This is a genomic window from Acidaminococcus intestini DSM 21505 (genome assembly GCF_000425045.1).
Classification (GTDB): Bacteria; Bacillota; Negativicutes; order Acidaminococcales; family Acidaminococcaceae; genus Acidaminococcus; species Acidaminococcus intestini.
Window position 1 is genome coordinate 23,017 of record NZ_AULA01000018.1, and the last position, 25,293, is coordinate 48,309.

At 51.3% G+C, this 25,293-nt stretch carries 30 protein-coding genes; 4 read left to right on the forward strand and 26 right to left on the reverse strand.

What is annotated here, in order from left to right; genetic code table 11:
- Positions 1–3 precede the first annotated feature (3 nt).
- The 21 genes from H503_RS0106850 to H503_RS0106945 form a co-directional block, all read right to left on the reverse strand.
- Positions 4–474, reverse strand: coding sequence for a phage terminase small subunit P27 family (locus H503_RS0106850; protein WP_026385613.1), 471 nt, complete (start codon positions 472–474; stop codon positions 4–6).
- Positions 475–640: 166 nt separating this feature from the next.
- On the reverse strand, positions 641–1,252 hold the full coding sequence (locus H503_RS0106855; protein WP_026385614.1) for a DUF4314 domain-containing protein: 612 nt from the start codon (positions 1,250–1,252) through the stop codon (positions 641–643).
- A 76-nt stretch (positions 1,253–1,328) separates the two neighbouring features.
- Positions 1,329–2,225: an amidoligase family protein gene (locus H503_RS0106860; protein ID WP_026385615.1), complete on the reverse strand. Its 897-nt coding sequence runs from the start codon at positions 2,223–2,225 to the stop codon at positions 1,329–1,331.
- 113 nt (positions 2,226–2,338) lie between these two features.
- Positions 2,339–3,196, reverse strand: coding sequence for a hypothetical protein (locus tag H503_RS0106865; RefSeq protein WP_026385616.1), 858 nt, complete (start codon positions 3,194–3,196; stop codon positions 2,339–2,341).
- A gap of 61 nt (positions 3,197–3,257) precedes the next feature.
- Positions 3,258–4,496 carry a site-specific DNA-methyltransferase gene (locus tag H503_RS0106870; RefSeq protein WP_211219251.1) on the reverse strand — a complete coding sequence of 413 codons (1,239 nt, stop codon included), beginning with the start codon at positions 4,494–4,496 and terminating at the stop codon, positions 3,258–3,260.
- Entirely contained in the window at positions 4,432–4,671 is a 240-nt protein-coding gene (locus tag H503_RS12455; RefSeq protein WP_155877845.1) for a hypothetical protein, read from the reverse strand. The genes H503_RS0106870 and H503_RS12455 overlap by 65 nt, the downstream gene beginning before the upstream one ends.
- A 187-nt stretch (positions 4,672–4,858) precedes the next feature.
- On the reverse strand, positions 4,859–5,218 hold the full coding sequence (locus tag H503_RS0106875) for an HNH endonuclease (protein ID WP_026385618.1): 360 nt from the start codon (positions 5,216–5,218) through the stop codon (positions 4,859–4,861).
- 123 nt (positions 5,219–5,341) lie between these two features.
- A complete protein-coding gene (locus tag H503_RS0106880; RefSeq protein WP_026385619.1) occupies positions 5,342–5,791 on the reverse strand; it encodes an ArpU family phage packaging/lysis transcriptional regulator in 450 nt (149 codons plus the stop codon).
- A complete protein-coding gene (locus H503_RS0106885; protein ID WP_026385620.1) occupies positions 5,788–7,158 on the reverse strand; it encodes a DEAD/DEAH box helicase in 1,371 nt (456 codons plus the stop codon). The genes H503_RS0106880 and H503_RS0106885 overlap by 4 nt, the downstream gene beginning before the upstream one ends.
- Positions 7,155–7,463, reverse strand: coding sequence for a VRR-NUC domain-containing protein (locus tag H503_RS0106890; protein WP_026385621.1), 309 nt, complete (start codon positions 7,461–7,463; stop codon positions 7,155–7,157). Before H503_RS0106890 ends, H503_RS0106885 begins: the two co-directional genes overlap by 4 nt.
- 138 nt (positions 7,464–7,601) lie before the next feature.
- Entirely contained in the window at positions 7,602–9,845 is a 2,244-nt protein-coding gene (locus H503_RS0106895; RefSeq protein ID WP_026385622.1) for a phage/plasmid primase, P4 family, read from the reverse strand.
- Positions 9,846–9,850: 5 nt separating this feature from the next.
- A complete protein-coding gene (locus H503_RS0106900; RefSeq protein ID WP_026385623.1) occupies positions 9,851–10,246 on the reverse strand; it encodes a DUF7768 domain-containing protein in 396 nt (131 codons plus the stop codon).
- Positions 10,224–10,448 carry a hypothetical protein gene (locus H503_RS0106905; RefSeq protein WP_026385624.1) on the reverse strand — a complete coding sequence of 75 codons (225 nt, stop codon included), beginning with the start codon at positions 10,446–10,448 and terminating at the stop codon, positions 10,224–10,226. The genes H503_RS0106900 and H503_RS0106905 overlap by 23 nt, the downstream gene beginning before the upstream one ends.
- Positions 10,449–10,451: 3 nt before the next feature.
- A complete protein-coding gene (locus tag H503_RS0106910; protein ID WP_026385625.1) occupies positions 10,452–11,114 on the reverse strand; it encodes a Rha family transcriptional regulator in 663 nt (220 codons plus the stop codon).
- 87 nt (positions 11,115–11,201) lie between these two features.
- The gene (locus tag H503_RS0106915) at positions 11,202–13,190 is read right to left on the reverse strand and encodes a DNA polymerase (protein ID WP_026385626.1); all 1,989 of its coding nucleotides are present in this window, start codon (positions 13,188–13,190) and stop codon (positions 11,202–11,204) included.
- A 59-nt stretch (positions 13,191–13,249) separates the two neighbouring features.
- On the reverse strand, positions 13,250–13,438 hold the full coding sequence (locus H503_RS0106920) for a hypothetical protein (RefSeq protein WP_026385627.1): 189 nt from the start codon (positions 13,436–13,438) through the stop codon (positions 13,250–13,252).
- Between the two features lie 12 nt (positions 13,439–13,450).
- Complete coding sequence (locus H503_RS0106925) at positions 13,451–14,017, reverse strand: DUF2815 family protein (RefSeq protein ID WP_026385628.1); 567 nt, start codon at positions 14,015–14,017, stop codon at positions 13,451–13,453.
- A gap of 13 nt (positions 14,018–14,030) precedes the next feature.
- Positions 14,031–15,158 (reverse strand): DUF2800 domain-containing protein, encoded by a 1,128-nt coding sequence (locus tag H503_RS0106930; protein ID WP_035196128.1) that lies wholly within the window; start codon positions 15,156–15,158, stop codon positions 14,031–14,033.
- A complete protein-coding gene (locus tag H503_RS0106935) occupies positions 15,148–15,459 on the reverse strand; it encodes a hypothetical protein (protein ID WP_026385630.1) in 312 nt (103 codons plus the stop codon). The genes H503_RS0106930 and H503_RS0106935 overlap by 11 nt, the downstream gene beginning before the upstream one ends.
- Positions 15,446–15,616 (reverse strand): hypothetical protein, encoded by a 171-nt coding sequence (locus H503_RS12515; RefSeq protein WP_169013056.1) that lies wholly within the window; start codon positions 15,614–15,616, stop codon positions 15,446–15,448. The genes H503_RS0106935 and H503_RS12515 overlap by 14 nt, the downstream gene beginning before the upstream one ends.
- A 128-nt stretch (positions 15,617–15,744) precedes the next feature.
- Complete coding sequence (locus H503_RS0106945; RefSeq protein ID WP_026385631.1) at positions 15,745–16,245, reverse strand: hypothetical protein; 501 nt, start codon at positions 16,243–16,245, stop codon at positions 15,745–15,747.
- Positions 16,246–16,587: 342 nt separating this feature from the next.
- Here H503_RS0106945 and H503_RS0106950 point away from each other — a divergent pair, with 342 nt between their 5' ends.
- The 3 genes from H503_RS0106950 to H503_RS0106955 are packed head-to-tail and all read left to right on the forward strand — an operon-like array spanning position 16,588 to position 19,563.
- Positions 16,588–17,736: an ABC-three component system protein gene (locus H503_RS0106950; protein WP_026385632.1), complete on the forward strand. Its 1,149-nt coding sequence runs from the start codon at positions 16,588–16,590 to the stop codon at positions 17,734–17,736.
- A 34-nt stretch (positions 17,737–17,770) separates the two neighbouring features.
- The gene (locus H503_RS12965) at positions 17,771–17,935 is read left to right on the forward strand and encodes an ABC-three component system middle component 7 (protein WP_374111287.1); all 165 of its coding nucleotides are present in this window, start codon (positions 17,771–17,773) and stop codon (positions 17,933–17,935) included.
- On the forward strand, positions 17,929–19,563 hold the full coding sequence (locus H503_RS0106955; RefSeq protein ID WP_026385633.1) for a DUF2326 domain-containing protein: 1,635 nt from the start codon (positions 17,929–17,931) through the stop codon (positions 19,561–19,563). Before H503_RS12965 ends, H503_RS0106955 begins: the two co-directional genes overlap by 7 nt.
- 160 nt (positions 19,564–19,723) lie before the next feature.
- Here H503_RS0106955 and H503_RS0106960 read toward each other — a convergent pair whose 3' ends face one another.
- The 4 genes from H503_RS0106960 to H503_RS0106975 form a co-directional block, all read right to left on the reverse strand.
- Positions 19,724–20,323: a ComF family protein gene (locus tag H503_RS0106960; protein ID WP_248604851.1), complete on the reverse strand. Its 600-nt coding sequence runs from the start codon at positions 20,321–20,323 to the stop codon at positions 19,724–19,726.
- 83 nt (positions 20,324–20,406) lie between these two features.
- A complete protein-coding gene (locus H503_RS0106965) occupies positions 20,407–21,099 on the reverse strand; it encodes an FAD-dependent oxidoreductase (RefSeq protein WP_009014581.1) in 693 nt (230 codons plus the stop codon).
- Positions 21,100–21,235: 136 nt separating this feature from the next.
- The gene (gene recD2 / locus H503_RS0106970) at positions 21,236–23,404 is read right to left on the reverse strand and encodes an SF1B family DNA helicase RecD2 (RefSeq protein WP_022227459.1); all 2,169 of its coding nucleotides are present in this window, start codon (positions 23,402–23,404) and stop codon (positions 21,236–21,238) included.
- 87 nt (positions 23,405–23,491) lie between these two features.
- A complete protein-coding gene (locus H503_RS0106975) occupies positions 23,492–23,836 on the reverse strand; it encodes a winged helix-turn-helix transcriptional regulator (RefSeq protein ID WP_009014583.1) in 345 nt (114 codons plus the stop codon).
- A 146-nt stretch (positions 23,837–23,982) separates the two neighbouring features.
- Between H503_RS0106975 and H503_RS0106980 the strand changes: the two genes are divergently transcribed.
- A complete protein-coding gene (locus tag H503_RS0106980; protein ID WP_026385635.1) occupies positions 23,983–24,612 on the forward strand; it encodes an NAD(P)-dependent oxidoreductase in 630 nt (209 codons plus the stop codon).
- Between the two features lie 396 nt (positions 24,613–25,008).
- Here H503_RS0106980 and H503_RS11920 read toward each other — a convergent pair.
- Positions 25,009–25,293, reverse strand: a 285-nt coding sequence (locus H503_RS11920; protein ID WP_026385636.1) for an IS3 family transposase, incomplete at its 5' end; no start/stop codon positions are given.

Sequence of the window (25,293 nt, forward strand, 5' to 3'; positions counted from 1 at the left end):
TTGTCACCCCCTTAACAGCAGTTCCATTTCATCCGTTTCTTTTTCTGCCCCGTTCTCTTCCCCAATCATGCGGCTCCGGGCTGACGGGGTCAGGCCAAACTGCTCACAGAATTTCAGCATGATCTTGAGGTTCGTCTGGGCAATGGATACCTGCGGTACCTGCTGCAGGTATCCGTTCGGCGTCCGCACCATATCCCCATGCTGGGTGATGAACTCTTCCGCTCCTTTCCATCGGGCATATGCCTGGCAGTACCCGGCAAAGGCCATCATATCCAGATTGGTCAGCATCCCCATCTCAGCGAGGACTTTCCCCAGCCGCTTCCATTCTTTCTTGGCATCGTATTCCAGCCAGTCCGGGCAGCGAGGGAGCCGTCCCTTTGGCATGGGTTCCTTCTTATTGAGGGGACGATGGCCGGGATTGCCTTCCAGCACCTTGAGCGCCGTCGGCTTCGGTTTTCTTCCTCGTACAGCCAATGGCGCTCACCTCCCAATAAAAAAGCCCTCGCGGGCTGTACGACAGAGGGGACCGCATCTGCGTTCCCCTCTGGTTCTCTTTTTTAATTCTTCATGACCCATTCGATGGCGTGGCCATTGTCTTCGAATAGTTCGACGCTGACTGCCTATCCGATATTTATGCATCTTATTCGATGACTTCCCATTCATCAGCTCCGGGGATCAGCCCGAGACTGCTGCCTGTATCCCACTGTACATGGATGGTCCCGGCATCATCGACGAACTGGACGGTGCCTTCTGTTCCCCTGGGCGGGGCCTGCCTGTCATCCATGGAGATAAGCCGCACCCGCGTTCCTTCCATCCGTTCCCGGCTGTGCCGCAGCCCGGCCCGCAGGACGGACAGGTCGAAACCGAATTTGCGGTAATCCCGCTCCATGTTCTGGTAGTACCAGTCTTCCGGGATGCCGAACCGCCGGTCTTCGTGCATGATGTACACAAGACCGCTGAGGATGCCATCATCTGTTTCCACATCCACTTCTTTTTTGTAGTAGAACCGCGGGAAACCTTCATAGGCATCGAGCCGCCGTTCATCCGCCGGAGAAATGCACCAGAAAACAACCGGCACGAAGGCATCCGCCTTCTTCTCGATCGTGGCGTAACATCCTGTCAGGGAACCTTTGAAGAGGAGTTCATAGCCCCGGATTCGGCCCGTCCCTGAAAGAACGGCGTCAGGACACCGTCTTGCCATCTGTACTTCACTCATGTTGCTGCCGTAGGCAATGTAGATACTTTGTTTCATCGCTCTCATCCTTTCTGAAGGGATTGCCCTTCTACTACCCCAAGGGCAGCCGAAGCTGCCCGTAAGGCTATCCCCTTCAAGCGGCGGCATTGCGCCATGCGGAATTGCCCGTGAGGTGTTTCAGGAAGTGGAACCGGCAGGTCTTGAACTCGTCACCGATGAGTCCGAGCCGGAGCATCCAGCACCGGAAAGCGTATTTCTCATTGTCCGTCTCGGACTTCCGGGCCGAGGCTTTCTTCTGGGCCAGGGCCTGATGAGCGACGGCCAGGCAGAACTGAATGTATGCCTTGATTTCTCCGGCGTGGAGCGTCCCGTTGAAAAGCCGGAACTCGACGGTCCCTTTGGTGAAGGTGGCATGCAGGTTCAGCCCGTGGTAGCGGGTGCTGTTGTAATGATGGTTCCGTCCGTAGGGTGCTTCCTGATACCAGAGGTCGGCGATGCCGTCCAGCGTGTCCGGCTTTTTCCGATTGAGGTCCTTCAGGAAGGTGGTGTTCGTTTTCCGGCAGTACCGGCTTTCCCGCGAGGGGTTGATCTGAAGGGCGCGGTAAATCATGTTTTCCTTGCTCGCCATAATGTTCACCAGGTTCCGCAGTGTCTTTGCCGTGAAGCGTTCGGCCCCGACGTGGATGTGGATGCCGCAGGATTTATTGGCAAAGGCCCCGGCCTTGCGTAGCATCCGCACCAATTCCTGCAGCTTCGGGATGTCTTCGTAGGAAAGAATGGGGCTGACCACTTCCGTGCGGTAGAAGCTGGAAGCATCTGTAATGTTTCCGTTCACCTTCTTCTGTGGAACCAGGCTGGAGTCGTTCATGGCTTTCCATTTCCGTCCTTGTTCATCCCTTGCGGTGTAGGTATCGTAGGCTCCGCCTTCATGCCGACTTTCCGTCCCGAAGAAGCGGGCCATGAGGCTGGCGGCCCGGCTTCTCGTAATCCCTGTCATTTCCATTTCGATGCCAAAGTGCAGTGTTTTCATAATCCTCTCTGTCCTTTCTATGTGTGCGTGTGTTCTTTTGGTACACTATATATCACTCTAAAGGCACACAATAGCAAGTCATTTTGAGAATTATTATGAATTAAATCGAAAATTTATGGGTTCTGATGCCGGCGTTCCTTCTGCTTTCTGGCATGAGCCTTGGTTTCTTCTTCCGTGCGGAAGGCACTCCATCCCTTCAGGCCTTTCAGCAGGGCCATGCGCGATTCGTGGCTGGCCTTGCTCCCCATGCCGATGCGCAGGAGCCACATCCGCAGGTAGTATTTCTCGTTTTCCGGCTTCCGTGTGGCGGGCTGGACCCGTTTCGCCTTTTTCGCCGCGCTGACCATGAAAGCCGCCAGTTCAATTAGGGCGCGGTTCTTCACAGCATTGCCGGTCGCGGCGAAACAGAATGTCACCGTATCTGCGGCAATCAGGAAACCCCGTCCTTCCTTGCTGTAGTTCTGATAGATGGCAAAGAAGGACGTCCTGTCTGTACCGGGTTCTTCTTTCAGGTCTTCCACCAACCTGTCCGGCACATGGATGTTTTCGTGCCCCGCGGCCCGGTTCAGCAGGTACTGCTGGGCATGAAGCATGAAGACCAGGTTGCGTAGCTGCGCACCGTCCATGCCATTAATGGGGACCTTGATTTCCATCCTGTCCGGCTCCGTCTGCGGCAGTGCTTCCGATTCTGGCGTTTCATCCTGCTGTGTCGGTTCTTGCGTTACTTCGGTTTTTGTTCCTTCTTCCGGTTCCGGCTGCGGAAGTATTCCGGCTTCCTGCAGGAAAGCCGTGATGGCAGCTTCTGTCTTTTCATCATCGCATTCGATATCGCCGCTGCGAAGGATGCGGAAGCCCTGCCCTTCGTAGGCAAAGGCCGGCGTCCCGGTGTAATGAAGCTTTTCGTTATGGTTGAAAGGAATCAGCCGTCTGGCCAGTTCCTTGCGGTCGTTCAGGTTCGTCTGGATTGTCATGGTCTATGTACCTCCTTGTTTTGCTAGTACATATATCACTCTGAACGCCGATAATAGCAAGTCATTCTTGCACTTTATCATAAGTAATTTTCTCATTCCCACGCAGTATAAACACGCCTTCACTCCCGCACTCGCTGATATACCGCTTCACGATGACATCGACGAACTTCTCGTCCAGCTCGATGCCATAACAGATGCGGTCTGTCTGTTGGCAGGCCATGAGCGTGGAGCCGGAGCCGAGGAACGGGTCCAGGACAATGCAGTGGCTCATGGACGAGTTCTGTATAGGATAGGCCATGAGCGCCACGGGCTTCATGGTCGGATGTTCCTTACTGGCTTTCGGACGGTCATATTCCCAGATGGTTGTCTGCTTGCGGTCGGAATACCACTGGTGTTTCCCGTTCAGCTTCCAGCCGAACAGGCACGGCTCGTGCTGCCACTGGTACGGACTGCGGCCCAGGACCAGGGCGTTCTTTTTCCAGATGCAGCAGCCGGACAGGTAGAAGCCTGCGTCCTTGAAGGCCTTGCGGAAGTTCAGCCCCTGCGTATCGGCGTGGAACACATAGATGGATGCATCCCGTTCCATGTTCTGCTCCATGTTGACGAAAGCGCTGAACAGGAACTGATAAAATTTATCGTCCGGCATATTGTCGTTCTTGATTTTCCCGGCCGTTTCTTCCACATCCACATTGTACGGAGGATCCGTCAGCACCAGATTTGCTTTCTTGCCGTCCATCAGCCGTGTGTAGGTTTCCGGCAGCGTGGCATCGCCGCAGATGACACGGTGTTCCCCCAGGAGCCAGATATCCCCTGCCTTGGCCATAGCCGGCTGTTCCAGTTCTCCGTCCACATCGAAATCATCTTCTTTCACCTTCTTATTGTGGACTTTGGAAAAGAGCTGCTCCACTTCCGGTGCTTCGAAACCCGTCAGGTCTACATTGAAATCAACGCTCTGCAAATCCACGATGAGGTCGGCCAGGAGCTGTTCGTTCCAGGCGCCGGTGATTTTATTGAGCGCGATATTGAGGGCCTTGACCTTGTGTTCGTCTTCGATATGGACAACCACGCACTGGACTTCTTCATAGCCCAGTTCTTTCAGCACTGTCAGGCGCTGATGCCCGCCGATGACGGTCATGTCGTAGTTGGCAATGACGGGTTCTACATAACCGAACTCCTGGATGGAATGCTTAATTTTTTCATATTCCTTGTCGCCGGGCTTCAGCTGCTTCCTGGGGTTATATGACGCAGGCTTCAGCTGGCCGATGGGCAGGACTTTCCATTCCATATCCGATGTCTTCATACACTGTTTCCTTTCTGGATGCCGCGGCGATGGCGGCTCCGTATCCGTTTAGATGATGCCAGCGGCAATAATTCCGTACGCTGTCCCGTGACAGCTTCGTTTCCCGGGCGATGGCCTTGTATCCCATCCCCTGTTTCCGCATGGTTTCAATCTGCCTGCGCTGGCAGTCATTCATGAAGGCTCCCTTCTTCCTGGCAATAAAAAAGCCCCGGGCCAGAAGCCTGGAGCTGTCTGATATTCGGTTAAAGACCGTCCTTATATCCCCCCTTATGAATTTCGCGGTTTTTCCCATTTGAGGGGGCGGCGGTCATGGACGGAAGGGCTGCAGAGATTTGCATCCCCCCCCCCGCCCCGCTTGTCTTTCAGTACCTGTACTCGATGTCCCGGTCTTCGGTCATCGTCTTATGGTCATGGCAGCTCTTGCAAAGGGGCTGCCAGTTCTTCTCATCCCAGAACAAATCCGGGTCGCCGCGGTGCGGCTTGATATGATCCACAACGGTTGCCGGGACAAGCCGTCCTTTTTCCTTGCAGCGAACACACCAGGGATGACGTTTCAGGAAAAACATCCTGGCTTTCTGCCATTCTCTCCCGTAGCCACGCAGCACTGCACTCTTCCGTTCGCTCCGGCACTGCCGTTCATGTTCATCACAATACTTTCTTCCATACGGCACCAGCTTTGGGCATCCCGGATATCTGCACGGTGTCTGCGGTCTTCTTGGCATTCGTATCATCTCCGGCATCAAAAAAGGACCGATGGCGTTCAAGCCTCGGTCCTTCATTCTTTTTTTGCTGATTATAGTATATCTTACAGAAGCCAGTGACATCAAGTGCTGCTTTAGTGACATTCAGTGACATTCCCCAGGAATCTCGATGTGTTTCAGGGCTTCGTCATGCAGGCGGTACACCTGGCGGATATGAAGTCCGAGGGCATCGGCAATGGATGCCCAGTCTTTGAAGGCCAGGTAGCGGAGTTCCAGGACAACCCGTTCCCGGGCATCCGGCACCCGGCTGATGGCCTTCGTGATGTCTGCCTTGAGTTCGACCAAGCCATCGATGGCTTCATCCACTTCCTGTTCCATATCCATCATGCGAGCGATGGTTTCTTCCAGACGGTGCGGGTTGGGGGTCCCGCTCGGTGGCACCGGGCTGAGTGTCGATGACGCCTTGATGGCCAGCTGCCGCAAGGCGGATACCTGCTCCAGCTTGCTGTCTATCTGTATGTTGATGTTCCGTGCCTGTTCCAGGTACGCTTTGGCTTTCATACGCTTTTCTTCTCCTTCCAAGTCCTGCTTCATAGTATACCCCCATTTTCCGTTTCCGTCATGCCCAGGTCAGCTTTCACCGCCTCGATCAGTGCGGCCTGAGTTCCGTCTTTGTGTTCCAAGACTTTCAGGATGCGTTCATCAATCGTGTCCTTGGCTACGATGTGCTGTATGATGACCGTCTTGTCCGCCTGCCCCTGCCGCCAGAGCCGGGCGTTGGTCTGCTGGTACAGCTCCAGGCTCCAGGTCAGGCCGAACCAGACCAGGATGGAACCGCCCTGCTGCAGGTTCAGGCCGTGTCCGGCAGAGGCTGGATGGATAAGCGCCACGGGAATCTTTCCTGCGTTCCAGTCGGCGAAGTCCTGCGGCTCCTTCAGTTCCCGGGCTTCCATCCGCTGCTGGATGCGGTCTTTATCGTGCTTGAACCAATAGGCCACCAGGACCGGTTTCCCGTTGGCGCTTTCCACCAGGTCTTCCAGGGCATCCAGCTTCCGGTCATGGGTGGTCACCACATCCTTGTCATCTGTATAAATGGCGCCGTTCGCCATCTGTGAAAGCTTCAAGGTAAGCGACGCAGCATTGGCGGCTGTGATTTCGCCGCCTGGAAGCTCCAGCACCAGGGACTTCTTCAGTTCGTCATACCGTTTCTTTTCCTTACCGCTCAACCGGACTTCCTTCGCTACGCTCACCAGCTCCGGCATTTTCAAGTAATCGGTCGCCTTCATGGACACGGTGATGTCGGCAATCTGGTGATAGATGGCTTCTTCCGCTCCCGGCAGGGGTTTGTAGGAATACACCACCATGCCGTTGCGCTTATCCGGCTGGAAGTACAGGTTGCGGTACTGGCTGATATATCTCCCCAGCCGCTTTCCCATATCCAGGATACGGAACTCGGCCCAAAGGTCCATCAGTCCGTTGCCGCTGGGCGTTCCCGTAAGGCCGACGATGCGTTTCACTCTAAGGCGCAAGGCCTTCATGGCCCGGAACCGCTTCGACTGGTAGTTCTTGAAACTCGACAGTTCGTCCAGGACGACCATATCGAAATCAAGGCGGCTGTTCTGATAGAGCCAGGCCAGGTTCTCGCGGTTCACGATATAGATATCCGCATCCTGCTGCAAGGCCCGCCGCCGTTCTGCCACGCTGCCGACCACGACGGAACAGGTAAGGCATTTCAAATGGTCCCACTTCTTGATTTCATCCGGCCAGGTGTCTCTCGCCACCCGCAGCGGAGCGACCACCAGCACCCGCTGTACTTCAAAGGTGTCATACATCAAGTCCCGGATGGCCGTCAGCGTCGTCACCGTCTTGCCAAGGCCCATGTCCAGGAACAGGGCCGTAACGGGATGGGACTTGATATATTCGATGGCGTATTTCTGATATTCATGCGGCATGAACTTCATGCACCTCCGCCCCCTTTCCCATCGGGCGTGTGGGCGATGGCATTCAGGACAGCGGGGATGTCCTCCATGGCATCCAGAACGAAAACCTGGCAGCCCAGTCTCCGCAGCATAGCATGCCGCTTCAGCTGCAGCGGCCTCGGCTTCTGCCCCGGCGCCTTCACTTCCACGAAGCCCATCTTCCCGTCACCCAATAGGACCAAGCGGTCCGGCATGCCTGAAAACGATGGCGAAACAAACTTCACTGCCATACCGCCTGCCTTCCTGGTTTCCATCACCAGATGATGTTCTATCTCTTTTTCCCGCATCGGTATCACCTCTTTTTTACAGGGGTGCAGGTCGTTGAAGGTCGTTCCGCAAACTTTCCTTAAAGGCATTTTTTCTATTTTTCAGCCCTAAAGGGAGTTTATGGATAGACCTGCACCGACCTGCACCCTTCCCTTTTCTCACAAGAAATCTGTGACTTTCAGTTTCAATCCGTAAATGAAATACCCTGCTTTCCGCTTGCGCCTGTCGAACCCGGCTTTCTCCAGGGCTCCATAGAAATCCGTCGTGCTGCGGGTATACTCATTCATCTGCTGGCAGTACAAGCGGTAGGCCGTATAAAGAGCCCCGGACTTTTCCTGGCATGATGGATTCACATCGCAGCATTCTTCCAGGAAATGGCGGAGCCAGTCATTCTGCCCGCGGTATTCCTGGATAGCATCCCGCACACATTTCGGCATGGTCAGATGGTACTCGCTGGCAATGACCTTCTCCGCCCCTTCGATGATCCAGCGCAGGATAGCAGGTCCCGCTGTCTCCACCAGATAATCCGCATAATTCTTGATTTCGCCATGGCCTTCAAACTGCGCCTTGAAGGGGATGACGATAAGCCGGCGCCATGTCCCTTCATCACTGGCCCCGACGCGTGGCAGATGGTTGGTGTACAGGACCAGCGTATGGGTCGGTACAAAGTTAAACGGCGTCTTGTATTTCTTTTCGGCGCCGACTTCATCCGTAGAGCAGAGCTGCTTCAGGACGGAAGTGGAAAGCCGGACACCTTCTTCCATCTCGGCCGCGATGACCATGCGCTTGCCCTTGAGTTCCGCCATTTCCGGCTTGATGTTCCGCTTGCAGTTCGCCGTCAGGGCATCGGCAGAAATGCCGCCGCAATAACTCCCCAGCACCCGGGCGATGGAGTTCCAGTACGTAGATTTCCCATTCCGTCCATCACCATAGGCAATGACCAGGGCTTCCACATACACCTTGCCAATGGCCATGAGTCCGCAGATTTCCTGGGCGTAATCAATCAGCTCCTGGTCGCCTGTGAAAAACTCGCCCAGGGCCTGCTGCCAGACCGCTTCCCCTTTCTCTCCTGGATCGACAGCGGTACATTTGGTAATATAATCTTCCGGACGGTGATTCCGCCTGCCCGCCATCCCCTGCCGCAGGTCATACGTAAACGAAGGCGTGTTGAGCAGGAATTCATCCGCATCCAGGGCCTGGATGGGAATGAGCAGCATCGGCTTCAGGGCCTGCAGGGCCGAAATGATATAGCGCATGTCCCGCCGCTTCATGACAAAGGCATGATATGCCAAAGTCGCCTGGTAGGACTGGAAGGCTTTCTGCTGACTGCCTTCGATGACTTTCTCCAGCATCCGGCCGCCCTTATCGATGAGTTCTGCCGCAACACCCATTTCCTGCAGCGCTTTTCTGCCAGCTTCCATCTGGTCCCTGGCATCTGCCAGCTGCAGTTCCAGGAATTCTTCTACCGCGCCGATAGCTTCCTGATGGGATTCAGCCCAATAGATGCCGTTGTACCGGAGGAAATCGGTACTTTCCGTATACCGCAGCTCATCGCCATATTCCCGTTTCAGCACTTTGGCCTGGCCGATATCCGAGTAGTCTTCCGGCTTGAGGCTGCCCCGGCTGGCAAAATCGTTATTGTACTGTTCCGGACTGACGTACCCTTCCTGTCTGGCAATGCGTTCACCAAAACGCACAGCGCTCTGCCAGATTTTATTGAGTTCTGCATCAGAAAGCGGCGGGTCGCATTTTTCGGCTTCCTCAAGGAAAATAGAGTATGCCCGCTCGGTCGCTCCGTAGCGTTTGATGACCCGGCCGGCAAAGCGGCTCATGGTATTATTGCGCTGTCCCTGGGGAATGCTGTGTGATGCGGCTTCCCGTGCCTTCAGCACCTGGTCGATTGTCATTTTCCCATCCTGCCACAGCACCTTCTCAGCCGGGCAGCCGTAGATGAAACGGGCTGCATCCAGGGCCGCTTCATCGAAAAAAGGATATGCGTGATAAACAGCCCGCTTCAGCTCTGTATAGCACGGTTCATCGGTAATCCTGGGAATCTCGAAATAGACATGGAAGCGCGGCCTGGCACACTTCCCGTCTTTGGGCTTCATGTGATTCCGTGACGGGACGATGGCCACCGGGACATCCGGCATCATGGCCAGGAATTTCTCCATGGTCATCCATTCAGCAGGATTTTCCGTATGCGAATTATCGCAGTCCATGACCAGGACATCCGATGAGAGAAAGTTCTCCCGTTTCCGGTAATCATTTTTGAATGCCACACAGACATGGTCAAACGCAGCCGCTGCTTCAAGGTCTTTGGCACAGCTGATTTTCCGCTGTTCCGGATAACGGCAATTGGCTTCTGCCCCCGTAAGAGCAGCCGTATAAAGGGTAAATTCCATAATCCTTAAACCTCCTTGATATACCGGACAGGCTTCCTTTTGTGTCTGGCATACTCGATTTCTTTCTGCATCCCGTCCGAGGTGACATCGCCGAACACCCAGAGTTCCGCACACTTGGACAGAAGGGCGATATCCATGAAAAGGGCTAGGTCCCGCTCCGTCTTTTCATCCAGGAACTGGGGCAGGTACAGATGCGGGGCCAGCGGAATGCCTCCCTGGTCTGTCACATAGCGGCAGTATTTCCTCGCCCTGGCTGTATTGGCATCCACATTCCCGGCATAGGGCGAGCAGACATACACCACGGGCCGGAACGGGAACCTTGGAGGTTCCGCATTCCGGATGGCCTGATAGGCTGTGGGGTCGGGATAATGTTCGGCGTTACGCTTCGGGTTCATCTCCATCGCGCACCTCCATCAGTTCCCGGGAACAGTCTTCACACAGGACCGCTGTCCCGAACAGGTCGCCCTTCCCATCGCCCAGGACTTCCTCCAGATCCACCAGGATTTCTCTGCCACAAACCGGGCAGCGGCAGAATACATTCTCATCGTTGATTTCAACCGTGACTTCCATGGCATCATGAATCGGTTCCTTGACGTAAAACATGCTTCATCCCTCCAGTTCCGTCTTGTAATAGGTCATGAGCATCTGTTTGCGCTGCTGGAAATTCGGGCAGGAATACAGCAGGCCGTAATCCAGGTGCTGCAGCCGGTCCAGAGCATGGATCTGCCGCGCGGTCAGATAAGGGCGGATGCTCTGCCCTTTTTCGATGCCGTTGGCCAGCCGGAACTGCTTGGCAGACATGCCGAGAACGATGCGGTTCAACATGTCGCATTCGTTGCTGAAGTGGTACGGCTTCGGGTTTTCATGCAGGCGGCAGATCATATCCGTCAGCATCGGGAATTCCTGCCGGGCAGATAGGAGCGACCGGACACATTGTTCCATCTCGTTGAAACGCCGGATGTAGAGTTCCTTGAAGTGCATCGCCTTCGGGCCTGTGTAGCCCATGACCAGCATCGTGAAGCCATCACGAGTCAGCAGGTAACGCGGCAGTTTTCTGCCTGTGGCATCACAATATGTACTGGACTCAAAGTTGGATGCAATGAATGTTTCACTCAATCCAGATTTGGATTGAGTGATTTTTGCGATATCACGCAGAACATGGAAATGCTGTTTATCAAAAACATCAGCGACAAACAGGCTGTCAACCCTTGGCACACCTCCCTGATCAGCAAACACGCCAAGCTCATCTTCCGGAATTAAAAATTTCATAGCGGATTCCACCTTTCGTTAAAATTTCCGAGGAACTCGTCCTCTATCAGTAACAGGACAGAATCCGCTGCTTTAAGTACCTCCGTTTCAATCTTTCTGATAAAAATCACATTCGTATCCGTCTGCCCGGAGCAACAATCCTTCAGCCCACGGCGGTGTCCGGCCCATCTGCTCGCAGATGGCATCGACGCTGGCATCACGGCTGCATTCGATGATCAGTTCATCATGGACATGGCCGACGATGGCACAGCACCGCAACGTCTGCATGGCATAACAGAGGATGTCCCGGCTGATACCCTGGACGATATTTTCCACGAACTTCGGGCCGTAGCTCTCTAGCCGTTCCCACTTCTTCGTTGCGCCGATGCCTTCATAGGTGACGGATTCCCCGCCGAAGCGGTTCTCGCCAATCCGGGGTTTTACGTAGGAAAGCCGCCGTCCGCCAGGGAGCTGGATGAACAGCATACCGCTCTGATGCAGGAAGCGGATGCAGCCGACCCGCATGGGGATATGTTCCTTGATGGCTGTCTTCACGGCGGCGTCCACCCGCCACCAGAAATCGACAATGTGCGGATTGGCCGACCGCCAGGACTGAACCAAAGGATACAGCTCGTTTTCCGTCAGTCCCATGTCCAGGGCACCCATGGCCTTCAGTGCGCCAACGGAGCCGCCATAGCCAAGGGCCAGTTCTGCGATTTTCCCTTTCTGCCGGAGATGGCCATTGACGCCATGTTTTTCCACGGGAACGCCGAACATGGAGCTGGCCGAAGCACAATAGATATCGCCATTTCGGGCAAAGACGTCCGAGCGCCAGGTTTCTCCTGCTAGCCATGAAAGCACCCTGGCTTCAATGGCCGAAAAATCCGACACGACAAACTTCAGCCCCTGCCGGGGTACAAAGGCCGTACGGATCAGCTGGGAAAGGACATCGGGGATGGAATCGTACAAGAGTTCCAGTGCTTCGTAATTTCCCTGGCGTACCAGTTCCCGGGCTTCCGATAGGTCCGGCAGATGATTTTGGGGCAGATTCTGCAACTGGATATGCCGGCCGGCAAACCGTCCGGTCCGGTTGGCTCCATAAAACTGGAACATGCCCCTAGCCCGACCATCCTCACAAGCCGTCATCTCCATGGCCTGGTATTTCCGGACCGAAGATTTGGCCAGTTTCTGTCGAAGCAACAGTACACTGCGAAGCGGTCCTTCTGCCGTCTTCAGCAGTTCCTGTACCTGCTTTTTGCCCAAGGACTCCGTCTTCATCCCATGCTGTTCTAGCCAGCCGATCATCTGGATGACAGAGTTTGGATTCTCCAGGCCCGTCTTTTCCTTCAGTACAGCCATCAGGCTGTCCCGGCTGCGGGCATCGATGGCGATGGCATTTTCAGCCAGTGTCCGGTCAATGGCGATGCCCCGGTCATTGATTTCCTGGTCGAGATGATATTCATCCCATACCGGTTCCGGGACAGGATACTTCTTCAGCCGCTCCTGAATGGCCATTTCCACTTCCACATCCCGTTTGTTGTAGGACATGAACAGAATCCATTTATCCGGAGCATGCTGAGGAAGGTTCCTTGTCCTGCCGCCATTCACTTTGGTTTCCTTGCAGGGAACGCAGAAATACCGAATCAGGTCTTTGCCTTCCTTCATCTTCTGGCTGTCCAGCTTCAGTACGGCCCCTGCGCCTTCCAGAGAAAGAGGCAGGCCCATATAGGCCGACCAGATCATGGAGCATTTCCATCCCGCCGGATTGAGGAACCTGGCACAGTCCCGGGAAAGCGGATGATGGTCATGGAACGGGTCCAGGCTCATCCCAAAATCACGCAGGTATCGCGACAGGCATACCCGTTCGAAGCTGGCATTGAACGCCCACTTGATGACGGTTTCATCGGTTAGGGCATCCAGGATAGCGTTCGGGATGCTCTCTCCCTGCGCCAGGTCAACGACCTGTACCTCACCACCGTCCACGGCATACCCAAAGAGAAGGATTTCAAAGGCTGGCGATTCTGCGTATTTGTACACGCCGCATTTAGCCAGGTTGACATCGCTGAAGGTTTCAATATCGATACTGATGGTTTTCATACTCTTCACCTCAAAAAAACGGCGAGACACAAGGCCCCGCCGCCGCAATTTACCACTACTTATTTCCGGAAGGATTCCATCTGCTTGCGGTGATATTCTTCTTCCCGTTCTTCCCGGTGCCGGGCCATTTCTTCATCCCGCTGGTCTTTTTTGATATCCGTATAAATCATGGCCACGAAGAATCCGCCGGCGCACAGTGCGACCAGGCAGTACAGGCCGTCCATAATCAGTCTCATCATAGTTTCCATAATCGAACCTCCTTATGCCAGGAAATCATCATCGTCAGCTGTAGCAAAATCATCTTCTGCACGGGGTTTGCCACCGAGGGGTTCGCCATCACGGATTTTCTGCAGATTGTTCAGTCCGCAGGCAATGCCTTTATTGCCGTTGCTGTTGAAGGCATAGAAGTTGATGGACGCACGGCCATAGACGCCGGAGTAGACTTCAGAGCGTTCTAGGATATGCTGGCAGTCGGCATCGACGATGCCCGGCTTGGTAGCCGAGTTGGCATTGACGAAGAAGTTGTCTTTATAAGCGTCATCGCCCGGGCGTTCCAGGTCGCCGTCACGGAGCGGTGTCTTGATGGCTTCGAGAGCCGGTACGACGCGGCCATTGCCCTTGAGCTTGCTTTCGCCTTCTTCATAGGCAGCCTTGATGGCAGCGCGGATTTTTTCTACGGTCTTCGTATCCGACTTAGGGATGATCAGGCTGACGCTGTACTTCGGCGTACCGCCATTGATGGACTTCGGTTCCCAGACGTTGGCATAAGACCATCTGGTATTGACTCCGGTAATCACTTTGCACGGATTGACATAATTCTTGGACATAACAAGTTCCTCCTTATTTTTCATCATTGAAATCATCTGCCGCGGTGTGCATGGCCGGACGCTTATCCGATTCCGGCACCAGGACCGGCTTGCCCTGCGGCTTTTCCACTAAATCTGACAGCAGTTCTTCGAACCGCTTCTTGCCGAGCTGTTTCGTCATCGCCGTGATGCCGAGCAGCTTCTTTTCATAGGGATTGAAGCCCGCGTCTTCCACTTTGGCGGCGACTGCTTCTTCACTTACGTAGCGGCGGTTCGACCGTCCTTCGACCAGTTTCCATCCGTCCCACTGCTTGCCGGACAAGGCCTGCTGCAAAGCGTATTCTTTGACATCTCCGGCCCAGTTCACCAGTTCATCGGCCTTAGAAAGGACGGCTTCGATTTCTTCATCCTGAAGCGTGGACGGGACGGCAAAATCATACTGAGCCAGTTCCAGGTTATATTCAGCCCTCTTGCGACATGTCGCCTTGATCTTGCAGAAACGGCAATGGTCGCCAGCCTTGTACTCCCCTTCGCCTTTGTCCGCCAGTTCTGCCGCGGGCTTCAGCACCGTTTCGGCCCAGTGGAGCAGTGCTTCCTTGCTCATGGTGCAGGTACTGACGTTGTCCCGGCGGGGCTGGAAGATGGTCATGGACACCTGGCGGATATCATAGATGCCATCGAACAAGTTCAGTGCGCCGAGGGCATAGCACATCATTTGCGGATTCTTCTCGGCATCCACCAGGACTCCCAGGCCGTTCTTGTAATCGATGACCGTCAGGGTATCGTCGGCCACGATGAGGCAGTCGCCTGTTCCGAACCCGCCAGGAACCCACTCGGAAAAGTCCAGCTGCTGTTCAATCATAATCAGCGGGTCCTTGCAGGATGCTTTGGCCGCTGCCAGACATTCCATAACGAACTGCGCATATTCATCAGTGCATTCCGCCATCTCCTCATCAAAGTACGTCAGGGATTTCGTCGGGTCTTCCATCTTCTGCCCCAGAGCTGTCTTCACCTTGAATTCGCAGAGCGTATGGGCATCTGTTCCCTGGCGGGCGAATTCACTGGAGGTATCCGGCAAATTGGCACATTCCTGGGCGGACGGCGGGCAGGCCAACCATCGGTAGCAGGAAGATGCGGACAGCACCGCGTGTTTACCCGGCATGACCGATCACCTCTAGCTCCTTCAGGAACGCTTCATACTGTGCCGCATCAATGCCGGACAGCTTGTCCGCCCCATACTTCTGGATGAGGCTGCGGACTTCTGCTGTGAATCCCTTGCGAGCCTTGTCGGCAGCAACTATACGGACATCTTCCAGGGTCAGCGGCTCTTCAGCCTTCTCAGATTTTGCTTCTGAAGCTGGCGGATTATCTTCTTTCACCGCCATGGCTTCGGAAATCTTCAGCAGCGCCTTTCCGCAATCGGTCAGGGCTGCTGCCAGTTTCTGCAATTCATCGTTTGTCATACGGATTGACTCCTTTCACATGTCTTTGCATCGATAAGAGATGGATGTTCCTGGCGATACTGCGGGTCGTGGTGCTGATGGCCATCAGCACTGCCGCCAGTTCCCGGTTCATCTTTTGCTGCTGAGCCAGTTTCTCAGGTGTCTGTGTGTGAATCATCTGTCTGCCTCCTTCCTGAAGAGCTTCTTCATTCGCCCTTCACCAGTAATAGGACAACCGCGTTATCGTTAAGTACCGATTTCAAAAAAAATCCGGCCACTTTTTTTTGCAGCCGGATTTTTCCCCATTTAACGGAAGTCTTCGAGGTGTTCCTTTAGGAGTGCATAGAGCTTATGTTTGCGCTTGTTCACCGCTTTCTGGCTCAAGCCGACGGCCTTCCCGGTCGCCGCTTCGCTGGAACCATCGGCAATCATCAGCAGAATGGTCCGGTCGATATCCTGCAGAGCTGCCAGTTCATGGCGCAGTGCTGCCAGCAACTCTTCCTTCACGACTTCTTCCTCTAAGTTGAAGTCGTCAGGCACCTCCAGCTCGTAGTCATTCTGCGCCTTGTCTGCCGATATCTCATCGGCACCATGCCGCTGCTGGCGTTTATCTTCCCGCCAGAGCGGACGCATGAATTCATAGTACTGTTCTTTGGTTGCTGGAATCAGGATAGTACGTACCTTCCGGCAACCGATTTTTGACCAGCGGACTTCACAATCCTTGTACTCCTCGGTGATGACGGTTTCTGGAGTGAGCTCCAGAGGAATGTAATACTGCTTCTGTTTGTTTGTCTGTAGATTGGCCATGCGCGATCTCCTTCGCATAATGCGAAGCGAGAATCCACGCAGGCAGCCTGTCGAAATCGACCATAAGATGCATCCTCGCTTCTATGGCCAACCATCCCAGTAGGCTGACGTGATTAACTTTCCAGACCGTCTCTCGGCTCTGGGCACACCCGCGTCCGGGAGTGAACGTCGAGACAGTTTCTCTTTTGTTTCCCTAATATTAGCAATCTTCAATATATTTTCAGGGAGCAAAAGAAATGGTAAAATGAAGTTAACTTACATCCCTACTATACAAAATGCCCCTCCCTCAAATTAGATATTTTAGGAAACCGTAGGAAAAATAGGAAAACAAGGAGCCCTACCATGTTGTTCAAAGAGGTCATACACGCTATTCGTCCTCATCTCATGAAAGATGCAGAAGTTCCTAGTTTCATGCGTAATCTTATCCAGATGCTCTGCGACATCCCTGAAGATGAATGGTATACAAAAAGAGACCCTTCCTCAGAAGAAAGCTATAAGGATGGATCTCTCAGAAAATTCTATACAAGTAAGCCAACCAAAAAATTGGCAGGAAAAATGTTATCTCGTCTAACACGAGATAATTTCATCGAATCAATACATGATCCAAATCGATCAGATATTGTGCTGGATGGTTTAGCAAAGGACATAACACCATTTGCTGAAGACGTAACCAAAGATAATGTTGGTGAAAAGTTATTCGATCTGTTAAAGCGTGGGCTCGAAGAACTTATTGATCCGGCGTTGGAAAATACGCGACGTGAGCAAGAAGCACACTATAAGTCAAATCAGCTGAAAGGACAATATGGCAGTGGTCTGTTAGATGATTGCAACAGCACCTGCTCTATGCCAGGCTGTTCGCACCATCTCCAAAAATTTGCTGATGACGGAAGAAGCACCCCCGATTATGAGGTTCTTATCATCAATGAAAAGAAAGTACCTTCTTTCTCAAATATCTGTGCCGTTTGTCATGATTGCTTTGAACAGTATATTTTGAAGCATACAGCACACGAACGCAAGGAACTCGAAACAGCAAAAGAACTGCAGATTGAGTCCAGAAAAGCAAGAAGTACAATATCTGATGTAAACATTGATAAAGGCATAAGACGAGTTGTTGAAAGTCTGGTTTATTTAAAGCCAAGTACTTTAACTTCGTTAAATTACGAGCCGACGTTTATTGCAAATAAGATTGATGAAGATGAAAATCTTCTTCTAGCAGAAACCGTAAAAAATTATGTCACAAAATACTTTTTCTATATTAATCAAATCATGCAGAACCTATCACGCCAGAAACAATATTCAGACGAGTTGGTTCGTATCGAAATAAAAACAATTTGTCAGCGCTTGGAAGATAAAGGGCTTTCACAAATTGCAATATATGAAAGTATATCTAAGCAAATTCACCGCATAACAAAACAAAATCTGATTTATTGTAATATTGTTGTCTGTTATTTCATTCAATCCTGCGAGGTATTTCATGATATTACCAAATAAACTTTTTTCATATAATGACAGCATCTTATCCAAGATGCCTTGCATCCTATATAACCTGAATACTCCTAAGACTCCAGTCGAACTTCTGCATCTATGCAGAGCCATCAAGGGGCCTGTAGAACTCGTTGATGTTCTGGATTGTCTATACGCCCTCAAAAAAATTACATTAAATGAAAAGGGAGAAATAGAAAAATGTTGATAGAAATATCTTGCTCCAAATTTAAAACTCCAAAGCACCCAGAGGAAACAATAAACTTTCACCCAGGGTTAAATGTCATACTAGGAAGTAAAAATGGAGCGAATTCTATTGGAAAATCCACCATGCTTATGATAATTGATTTCGCATTTGGTGGTTCGTCTTATGTAAAAAGCGATGCTGTGATTGAATTGGGAAACCATGAAATATTTTTCACCTTTCGTTTTTCAAATCAAGATTACAGATTTTCGCGAGATACAACAAATCCTGACGTGATTCGTGAACATCCGTCAAAAGATATCTTCAAAGAGATACACCTGACTGAATACACTCAATGGCTTTGTCATCAATACAAAATGGATTTTCCCGGAGTTTCATTTAGGAATACAATCAGCCGCTTTTTCCGTATCTATAAGAAAAGCAAAATCGATGAAATGCAGCCATTGAAAATCAGAGAGTCAGAGAACAGTACGGCTGCAATCAATGTCTTGCTCTGTCTTTTCAACCACCATAATGAGATTTCATATTTCCAGAACCAGTTAAAATCCGCTAAAGACAAGCACTCCGCCTTTCGTACAGCACAGAAATACAACTTTATCGCCTCTGCTATTACACGACAAAAAGAGTATGAGAAGGCACAATCAAAGTTAGCCGAATTACGTCAAGAAAAAGAAGACCTAGCCTTCTCCAATAATTCCTCTGTTGATAGAGAAGAAGTGAAAAAGGCCAATCAAATAAACGAATTAAAACGATATCTTCGTGATGCCAGAAAAAAGCTTGAGCAGAAGAAAAATGATATTCATCTCGTCGATTTAAATCTTCAACTTGGGGTTCAACCAACGGAAGCAGATTTGAATAATCTCTTGACCTTCTTCCCCAATGCCAATATTGAAAAACTAGCTAAAATTGAAAAATTCCACCACAAGATACAATCTATACTCAAAGATGAATTGCTTGAAACAAAGAGAAGAATGGAACAAGAGCTACTACCTCTCCAAAACCAAGTGGATAAAATCCAAAATTATATCGAACGACTAAAACCATCGATGGCATTTAGTGACGAATTTCTTACCGCTTATACTAAGCTCGATCATGAGATAACTACTTTAGAAAATGAATGCGATAATTTTATCAATCTGCAAAATTTAACTGAAATTGAAAAGCAAGCAAAGAAAGCACTTGAAGAGCGAACCACATTGCTTCTGCATCAGATGGAAAAAAGTATTAATGATGAAATGGAGAAAATCAGCGACTTCATATCTCATGGTGAAGACAATGCGCCCATTCTCAGGTTGCTAAAAAGCAACAGCTATACCTTTGAGACACCGAGAGATTCAGGAACTGGCACCAATTATAAAGGAATGCTGATTTACGATTTAAGTATTTTAAAATTGACACCACTGCCAGCTCTTGCCCACGATTCATTATTATTTCCGAATATTTCCGATGAAAACTTACGGCAACTATTACAACTGTATTCAACCATCAGAGGAAAACAAATCTTCATAGCATTTGACCGACAAGACAATTTAGGGCCAGATATTTCTTCTCTGCTCAATAACCATGCAGTTATAAAATTGGGGCCAAACGATGAAACCCTGTTTGGTATTCAATGGGGAAAGATAATCTAAAAAATACGGCAGTAACGATAAAAAGCTATCGTTACTGCCGTATTCTTATTGCCGTTTTTTCTTCTCCTTTGCTATAAGTCCGCTCTCCTGATTTTAGGCACAAAAAAAGCCGGCCATCTGCCGACGTTTGCCTAGGCCTCGCTATATATGGACTTTTTCGCTATGCACACCATTTCCAATGTTGTATCAATCCCAAGCATCTTTGCTCGATGACGATAACCGTCCCATCAAGCTTCACCGGATGGAAGGCAAAGGAACCCAATAGATTTTCCCGCCGTTCCGCACGGCTGAGCCCATACTGCGGTTTTGTGGCCTTCTGCCGCCAAAGGGCCTGCGTCAGGATCATCGCATGTTTTTTCAGGTAAGGTCCAAAAATAGCGGGCGGGATTTCATAACCCCGCGTCTTTCGGCGTTTGGGGTCTGTCGGAAGGGCTACGACAAAAGGATTTCCTGTAAATAAAGGCTCAAGATCCGCCTCGTGGTGCAGGACTTCCTCCCCCATGCGGTCCAGATAGTCCCGGCGCTTTTCATATTTGAGACCATGAAGGGCCCGTTTGACGCCCCCTTCATAGCGATAGAGACGGTAAACAGCGTCAAGGTGAGGCACCGTTTCTTTTTTAAGTTCCAAATAGCCTGGTGCATAGGTGCTGCGGCGGCAGGCCTCACATAAAAGGCCCGGGCCTTCTACTTCTTCATGGCAGGCAGGACAGTAATGGGGATAAAAAATAGCGAGAATGAGTTCTTTCAGTACTTGCCACATAGTCATCCTTTCAAAAAAGAGCGGGGGCAAAACATGCCCCCGCCCATGAAAAAGTGCCGCCCGAAGGCAGCACGCTTTTCTTTTTAGTAACCAATAAAGACGTCGGTCTTGATATTTTCCTTCTTGATGCCAAGGCCTTCGAGACGTTCCGTAAAGGCATTGTTCATCCCCGGGGACCCAGCGATGAGGTATTCGGCATCATTTTGTACGTCTTTGGCATAAGTGTCCGTATCCTTCATAAAGATTTCCCGGTCCGAAATGAGCCGCACTTCCACACCCGGAACCGTTTCAAGGTCTTTCCAGAAGTCCTTATAGCAAAATTCGCCGCGATCATCGGAATAAAGAACTGTAATGGCATGGCCTTCTACAGGGTGATCCTTGTAGGCCCGCAAGAGAGCACGGATGGGCGTAATGCCAATACCGCCGGCAACGATGAGGGTCTTCTTGAAGCCTTCCGCATCCAGGGCGAAGGTCCCCAAGGGGCGCGCGACACCAATCTTATCACCAGGTTTGATTTTACGGAGCAGGGCTTCCTTGAAACTTGTGTGCTTGTCGGCAATACGGGTCGTAAACATGAGATATCCGTCAGCCATGGTTGAGGCAATGGTAAAAACGCGTGTGTTGCGGTCCTCAGCATCAAGTTCAAAGCCGTTTATCTGCCAGGCAACATGCTGGCCAGCTTTCCACGTAAAGCCTTCGGGGATGGTCATAATAAAGCTGTAGGAATCACTGGTTTCTTGTACGATCTTGGTCAGGGTTGCTTCTAAAAATTCCATAGTACACCTCCACGTATTGAAAAACTGATATGATTTATTACAGGTTACTTACTTTATTTTATTCGCTGTAAAAGGCGGGATTCCTCTTTTTAATAATCATTTTCCATTATGAAATTTTTAAATTGATTTTTCCATGTCAATCAATACCAAGTTCCCCATGCAGCCGTTCGGCAAGAAGGGAATAGCGCTTGCGCGTCCGGTCGTTCGTGACGGCCATCTGCATCGCTTTCTTGCTGCCGGCAAGATAAACCTGTTTTTTGGCCCTTGTAATGGCCGTATAAAAAAGGTTCCGCTGAAGCATGATATAGTGTCCAGGCACTAGGGGCATGATGACAACAGCGTATTCACTGCCTTGGGCCTTATGGACACTCATCGCATAAGCAAGGCGCAAGTCGTCCACTTCGCCGCCTTCATAGGTCACATTGCCCCCTTCGGGACGGTCCGGAAAGGATACAAAGACCGTCTTGCCGCGAATGAGGTCAATTTGTCCGATGTCCCCATTAAAAACGTTCTTTTCATAGTTGTTGCGGATCTGCATGACCTTGTCCCCTTCACGATAGACCGTGTTCCCCGCCTTATGTTCTGCTTTATCGGGACTTGGCGGATTGACGCGGGCCTGGAGCAGGCGATTCAGGTTTTCTACACCGCAGGGATTGCGGTGCATGGGAGAAAGGACCTGTACATTCTGCCAGGAAAGGGTTCTAACCATACGGGCATACGTATCAACGACGTAACGCACGGTCTCTTCTTCGTTCATGAACTGGCGGAACGTAAAATCCGTTTCTCCATCAACAAGTGGCATAAGGCCTTGGTTGATGCGGTGGGCATTTCGCACAATGGGGCTTAGTTGGGCCTGCCGAAAAACATTTTCGAGCCGTACGACAGGCATGGCGCCGCTGCGGATAATATCCTTGAGGACACTGCCCGGACCTACGGACGGCAGCTGGTCAACGTCGCCAACAAGGACCAGGCGGCAGCCAATGGGCAGGGCCCGTAGGAGATGGTACATGAGGACAATATCCATCATGGACGCTTCATCGACGATAACGGCATCCGCTTCAAGGGGCGTATCCTCGTTGCGCCCCCACAAGGCCTCGTCGCCATTTGGCGTATATTCGAGCATGCGGTGAACCGTCAGGGCCGGCTCGCCGGCTGATTCAGCAAGGCGTTTGGCTGCCCGTCCTGTCGGTGCCGAAAGAAGGATCTTGCAGCCTGCTTCCTTAAGAACGGACAGGATGCCCTTGATGACGGTCGTTTTCCCTGTGCCCGGTCCGCCCGTAAGCACAAAGACGCCGTGATCAACGCTCGTCTTAATGGCTTCTATCTGTTCCGGTGCCAGCGTCAGGTTCTCATCTTTTTCCCACGCTTCGATGATCTTTTGGTAGTCCACCTGCCACAGTTGGTTCACACGGTCACGCAGGACCATGAGGCGTTTAGCAACGCCCACTTCGGCCTGGTAGAGATATTCTGCGTACACGCAGGTTTCCCCGCCCACTTCTTCCGTGCGCAGCCTATTTTCATCAATCAGATGCTGGAAAATCGTCCGCACGTCGACAGGGTCCACAGAAAGAAGGGACGCCGCGCTTTTTACAAGCCATTCATCAGGGACACAGGTATGCCCCTGAGTCCCGCTCTGCATGAGGGCAAACCGGATGCCTGCCTGGATGCGCTCCTCGCCGTCAAGGTCCACGCCTAGGCTGACGGCAAGCCGGTCCGCCGTTTTGAAACCGATTCCCTCTACATCTTCGGCAAGACAATAAGGATTATTGGCAATCCGCGTAAGCGCCGTTGACCCATACAGGGATTGGATACGGGGCGCATAGTTGCCGCTGATACCGTGACTTTCAAGGAAAAAGACCAGTTCCCGCGTATCCGTCATCTCACTGTAGGAACTGATGATATCCTCAGCCTTTTTCTTGCCAATACCGGGCACTTCCCGCAGTCGTTCAGGATGCTCATCAATGATGCGGAACGTATCCTCCCCAAAACAATCGACAATGCGCTGCGCCATGGCAGGCCCTACGCCCTTGATGGCGCCGCTGCCGAGCATTTTGACGATGGCGGCTTCTCCGGTAGGCTTGAGGGCTTCCCATGTGCGGCAGTCAAATTGGCGGCCAAAACGAGGATGTTCAGTCCACGACCCAGTAAGGCGCACTTTTTCGCCGGCAAAAGGAGCTATGCCCTTATAGACAACAGACACTGCACCGAGATCCCGATTTTCTCCTCGAAAAACGCAAAATGTCCCCTGATCGGATTGAAAGACAATATTTTGGATGGTGACTTCAAGGGTCTGTTCTTCTGCCATGGTCGCTGCTCCTTTTTCGCATCGCTTCAACAATGATTCGCTCTATTATAGCATAGAATAGAGGATGATTGGGGAGTTAGCATAAGGTCAGAGACTTTCCATTACTTTATGGGCCGCTTTTTGATACCCTCGGCCCCAATGATCAAGGGCGTCAAGGATGGGCTTTAGGCTCATGCCAAGGTCTGTCAGAGCATATTCAACGCGAGGCGGTACTTCAGCATAGACGGTACGGGTCAATAGTCCGCAGGCTTCCATGTCCCGAAGGTTTGAGGTCAGAACCTTTTGGGATATATGGCCAACAGAATGACGCAATTCACCAAAACGCTTTTTGCCAGGCAGGAGATCACGCAAAATGAGGACTTTCCATTTATCTCCAATCAGCATAAGGGTGGTTTCCACTGGACAGGCAGGCAGTGATTCAATGAATTTCATAGCATTCCTCCGCAATAGTTTCTTTTAGGTACTTATAGCACTTTATTGTGCCTACTTCACAAAAGTTACTTCTATGAAGTATGATAAATCCATCGAAAGAAAAACACAAGCCCCTAAAGGGCTCCATCTTAAAGGAGGATCTCATCATGAAAATTGCCGTTGTTGCCGCTAATGGAAAAGCCGGTCAGCTGATTGTAAAGGAAGCCCTTGCCCAGGGCCTTGACGTAACGGCCATCGTTCGTCACACCAATCATTCCCTTGCCCAAAGGGTCATTGAAAAGGACCTCTTCGACCTCACACGGGACGATCTTGCCGGGTTCGATGCTGTCGTCGACGCCTTTGGTGCCTGGACGCCGGAAACACTGCCGCTTCATAGCTCATCCTTGAAGCATCTCTGCGATACCTTGAGTGGTACGAAGGTCCGTCTCCTTGTTGTAGGCGGTGCTGGAAGCCTTTACACGGATAAGACCCATACCCTGCAGCTTGTTGATACGCCGGACTTTCCAAGCGCCTTTAAGCCCCTTGCAACGGCCATGGGAAAAGCCCTCACCGAGCTGCGCAGCCGCTCCGACGTCAATTGGACCTACATCAGCCCGGCCGCGGATTTTCAGGCAGATGGAGGGCGCACAGGAAGCTACATACTTATTGGCGAAGAACTGACGCTAAATAGCCGCGGCGAAAGTGTCATCAGCTACGCTGACTTTGCCCTTGCCATGATTGATGAAATCGTCAAAGGCAGTCACATCAAGGAACGGATTTCTGTGGTTCGTAAGTAATGCTGCTGTCCTAGGTCAGGCATAAAAGTAAACTCATTTGAGGAAGAACGTGAACCCCTTGCTTTAATCTAAAGCAAGGGGTTCACGGCTTATTGTATGATACCTGTATCACGGTTGGGAATAGGGACTGTTGTGAATTGTGAGTTGTGGGTCTTGAGTTGTGTAACCGCTACCCAAGGTCGTTGACACTCTGATTTTTTAAAACCCTTCATTTTTGACAACCCTTTTTGACTATACCCAGCGTTGTTGACACCTTAACTGATTGAAATCGCTGGGAGAAAACTTTATAAAGAGGTTTGCTCTAACGCAGGGAAAGCTAGAAAACATAAAAAGGAGACTGCGAAGAAATGAATGACTCATGATGTGTACCCCAAAAACTGGACGCATATAAATTAGTTAAATGGCATTAGTGGATGTTTCCCGATATATTTCGGGAGGCATCCATTTTGTTTTTTTCTGAATCCTTTCCTTGTTGAAATAATGAATGTATTCTTTCACTGCTTTAGCAAATACCTTGAACGAGGTGTATTCTTTTTCGCTTCCGTAATACATTTCATTTTTCATCCGACCAAAAAAGGTCTCCATAATACTGTTGTCATAGCAGTTGCCCTTACGCGACATTGACTGTATAATTCCATGCTTTTTCAATTCACTTCTGTAATATTCATGCTGATACTGCCA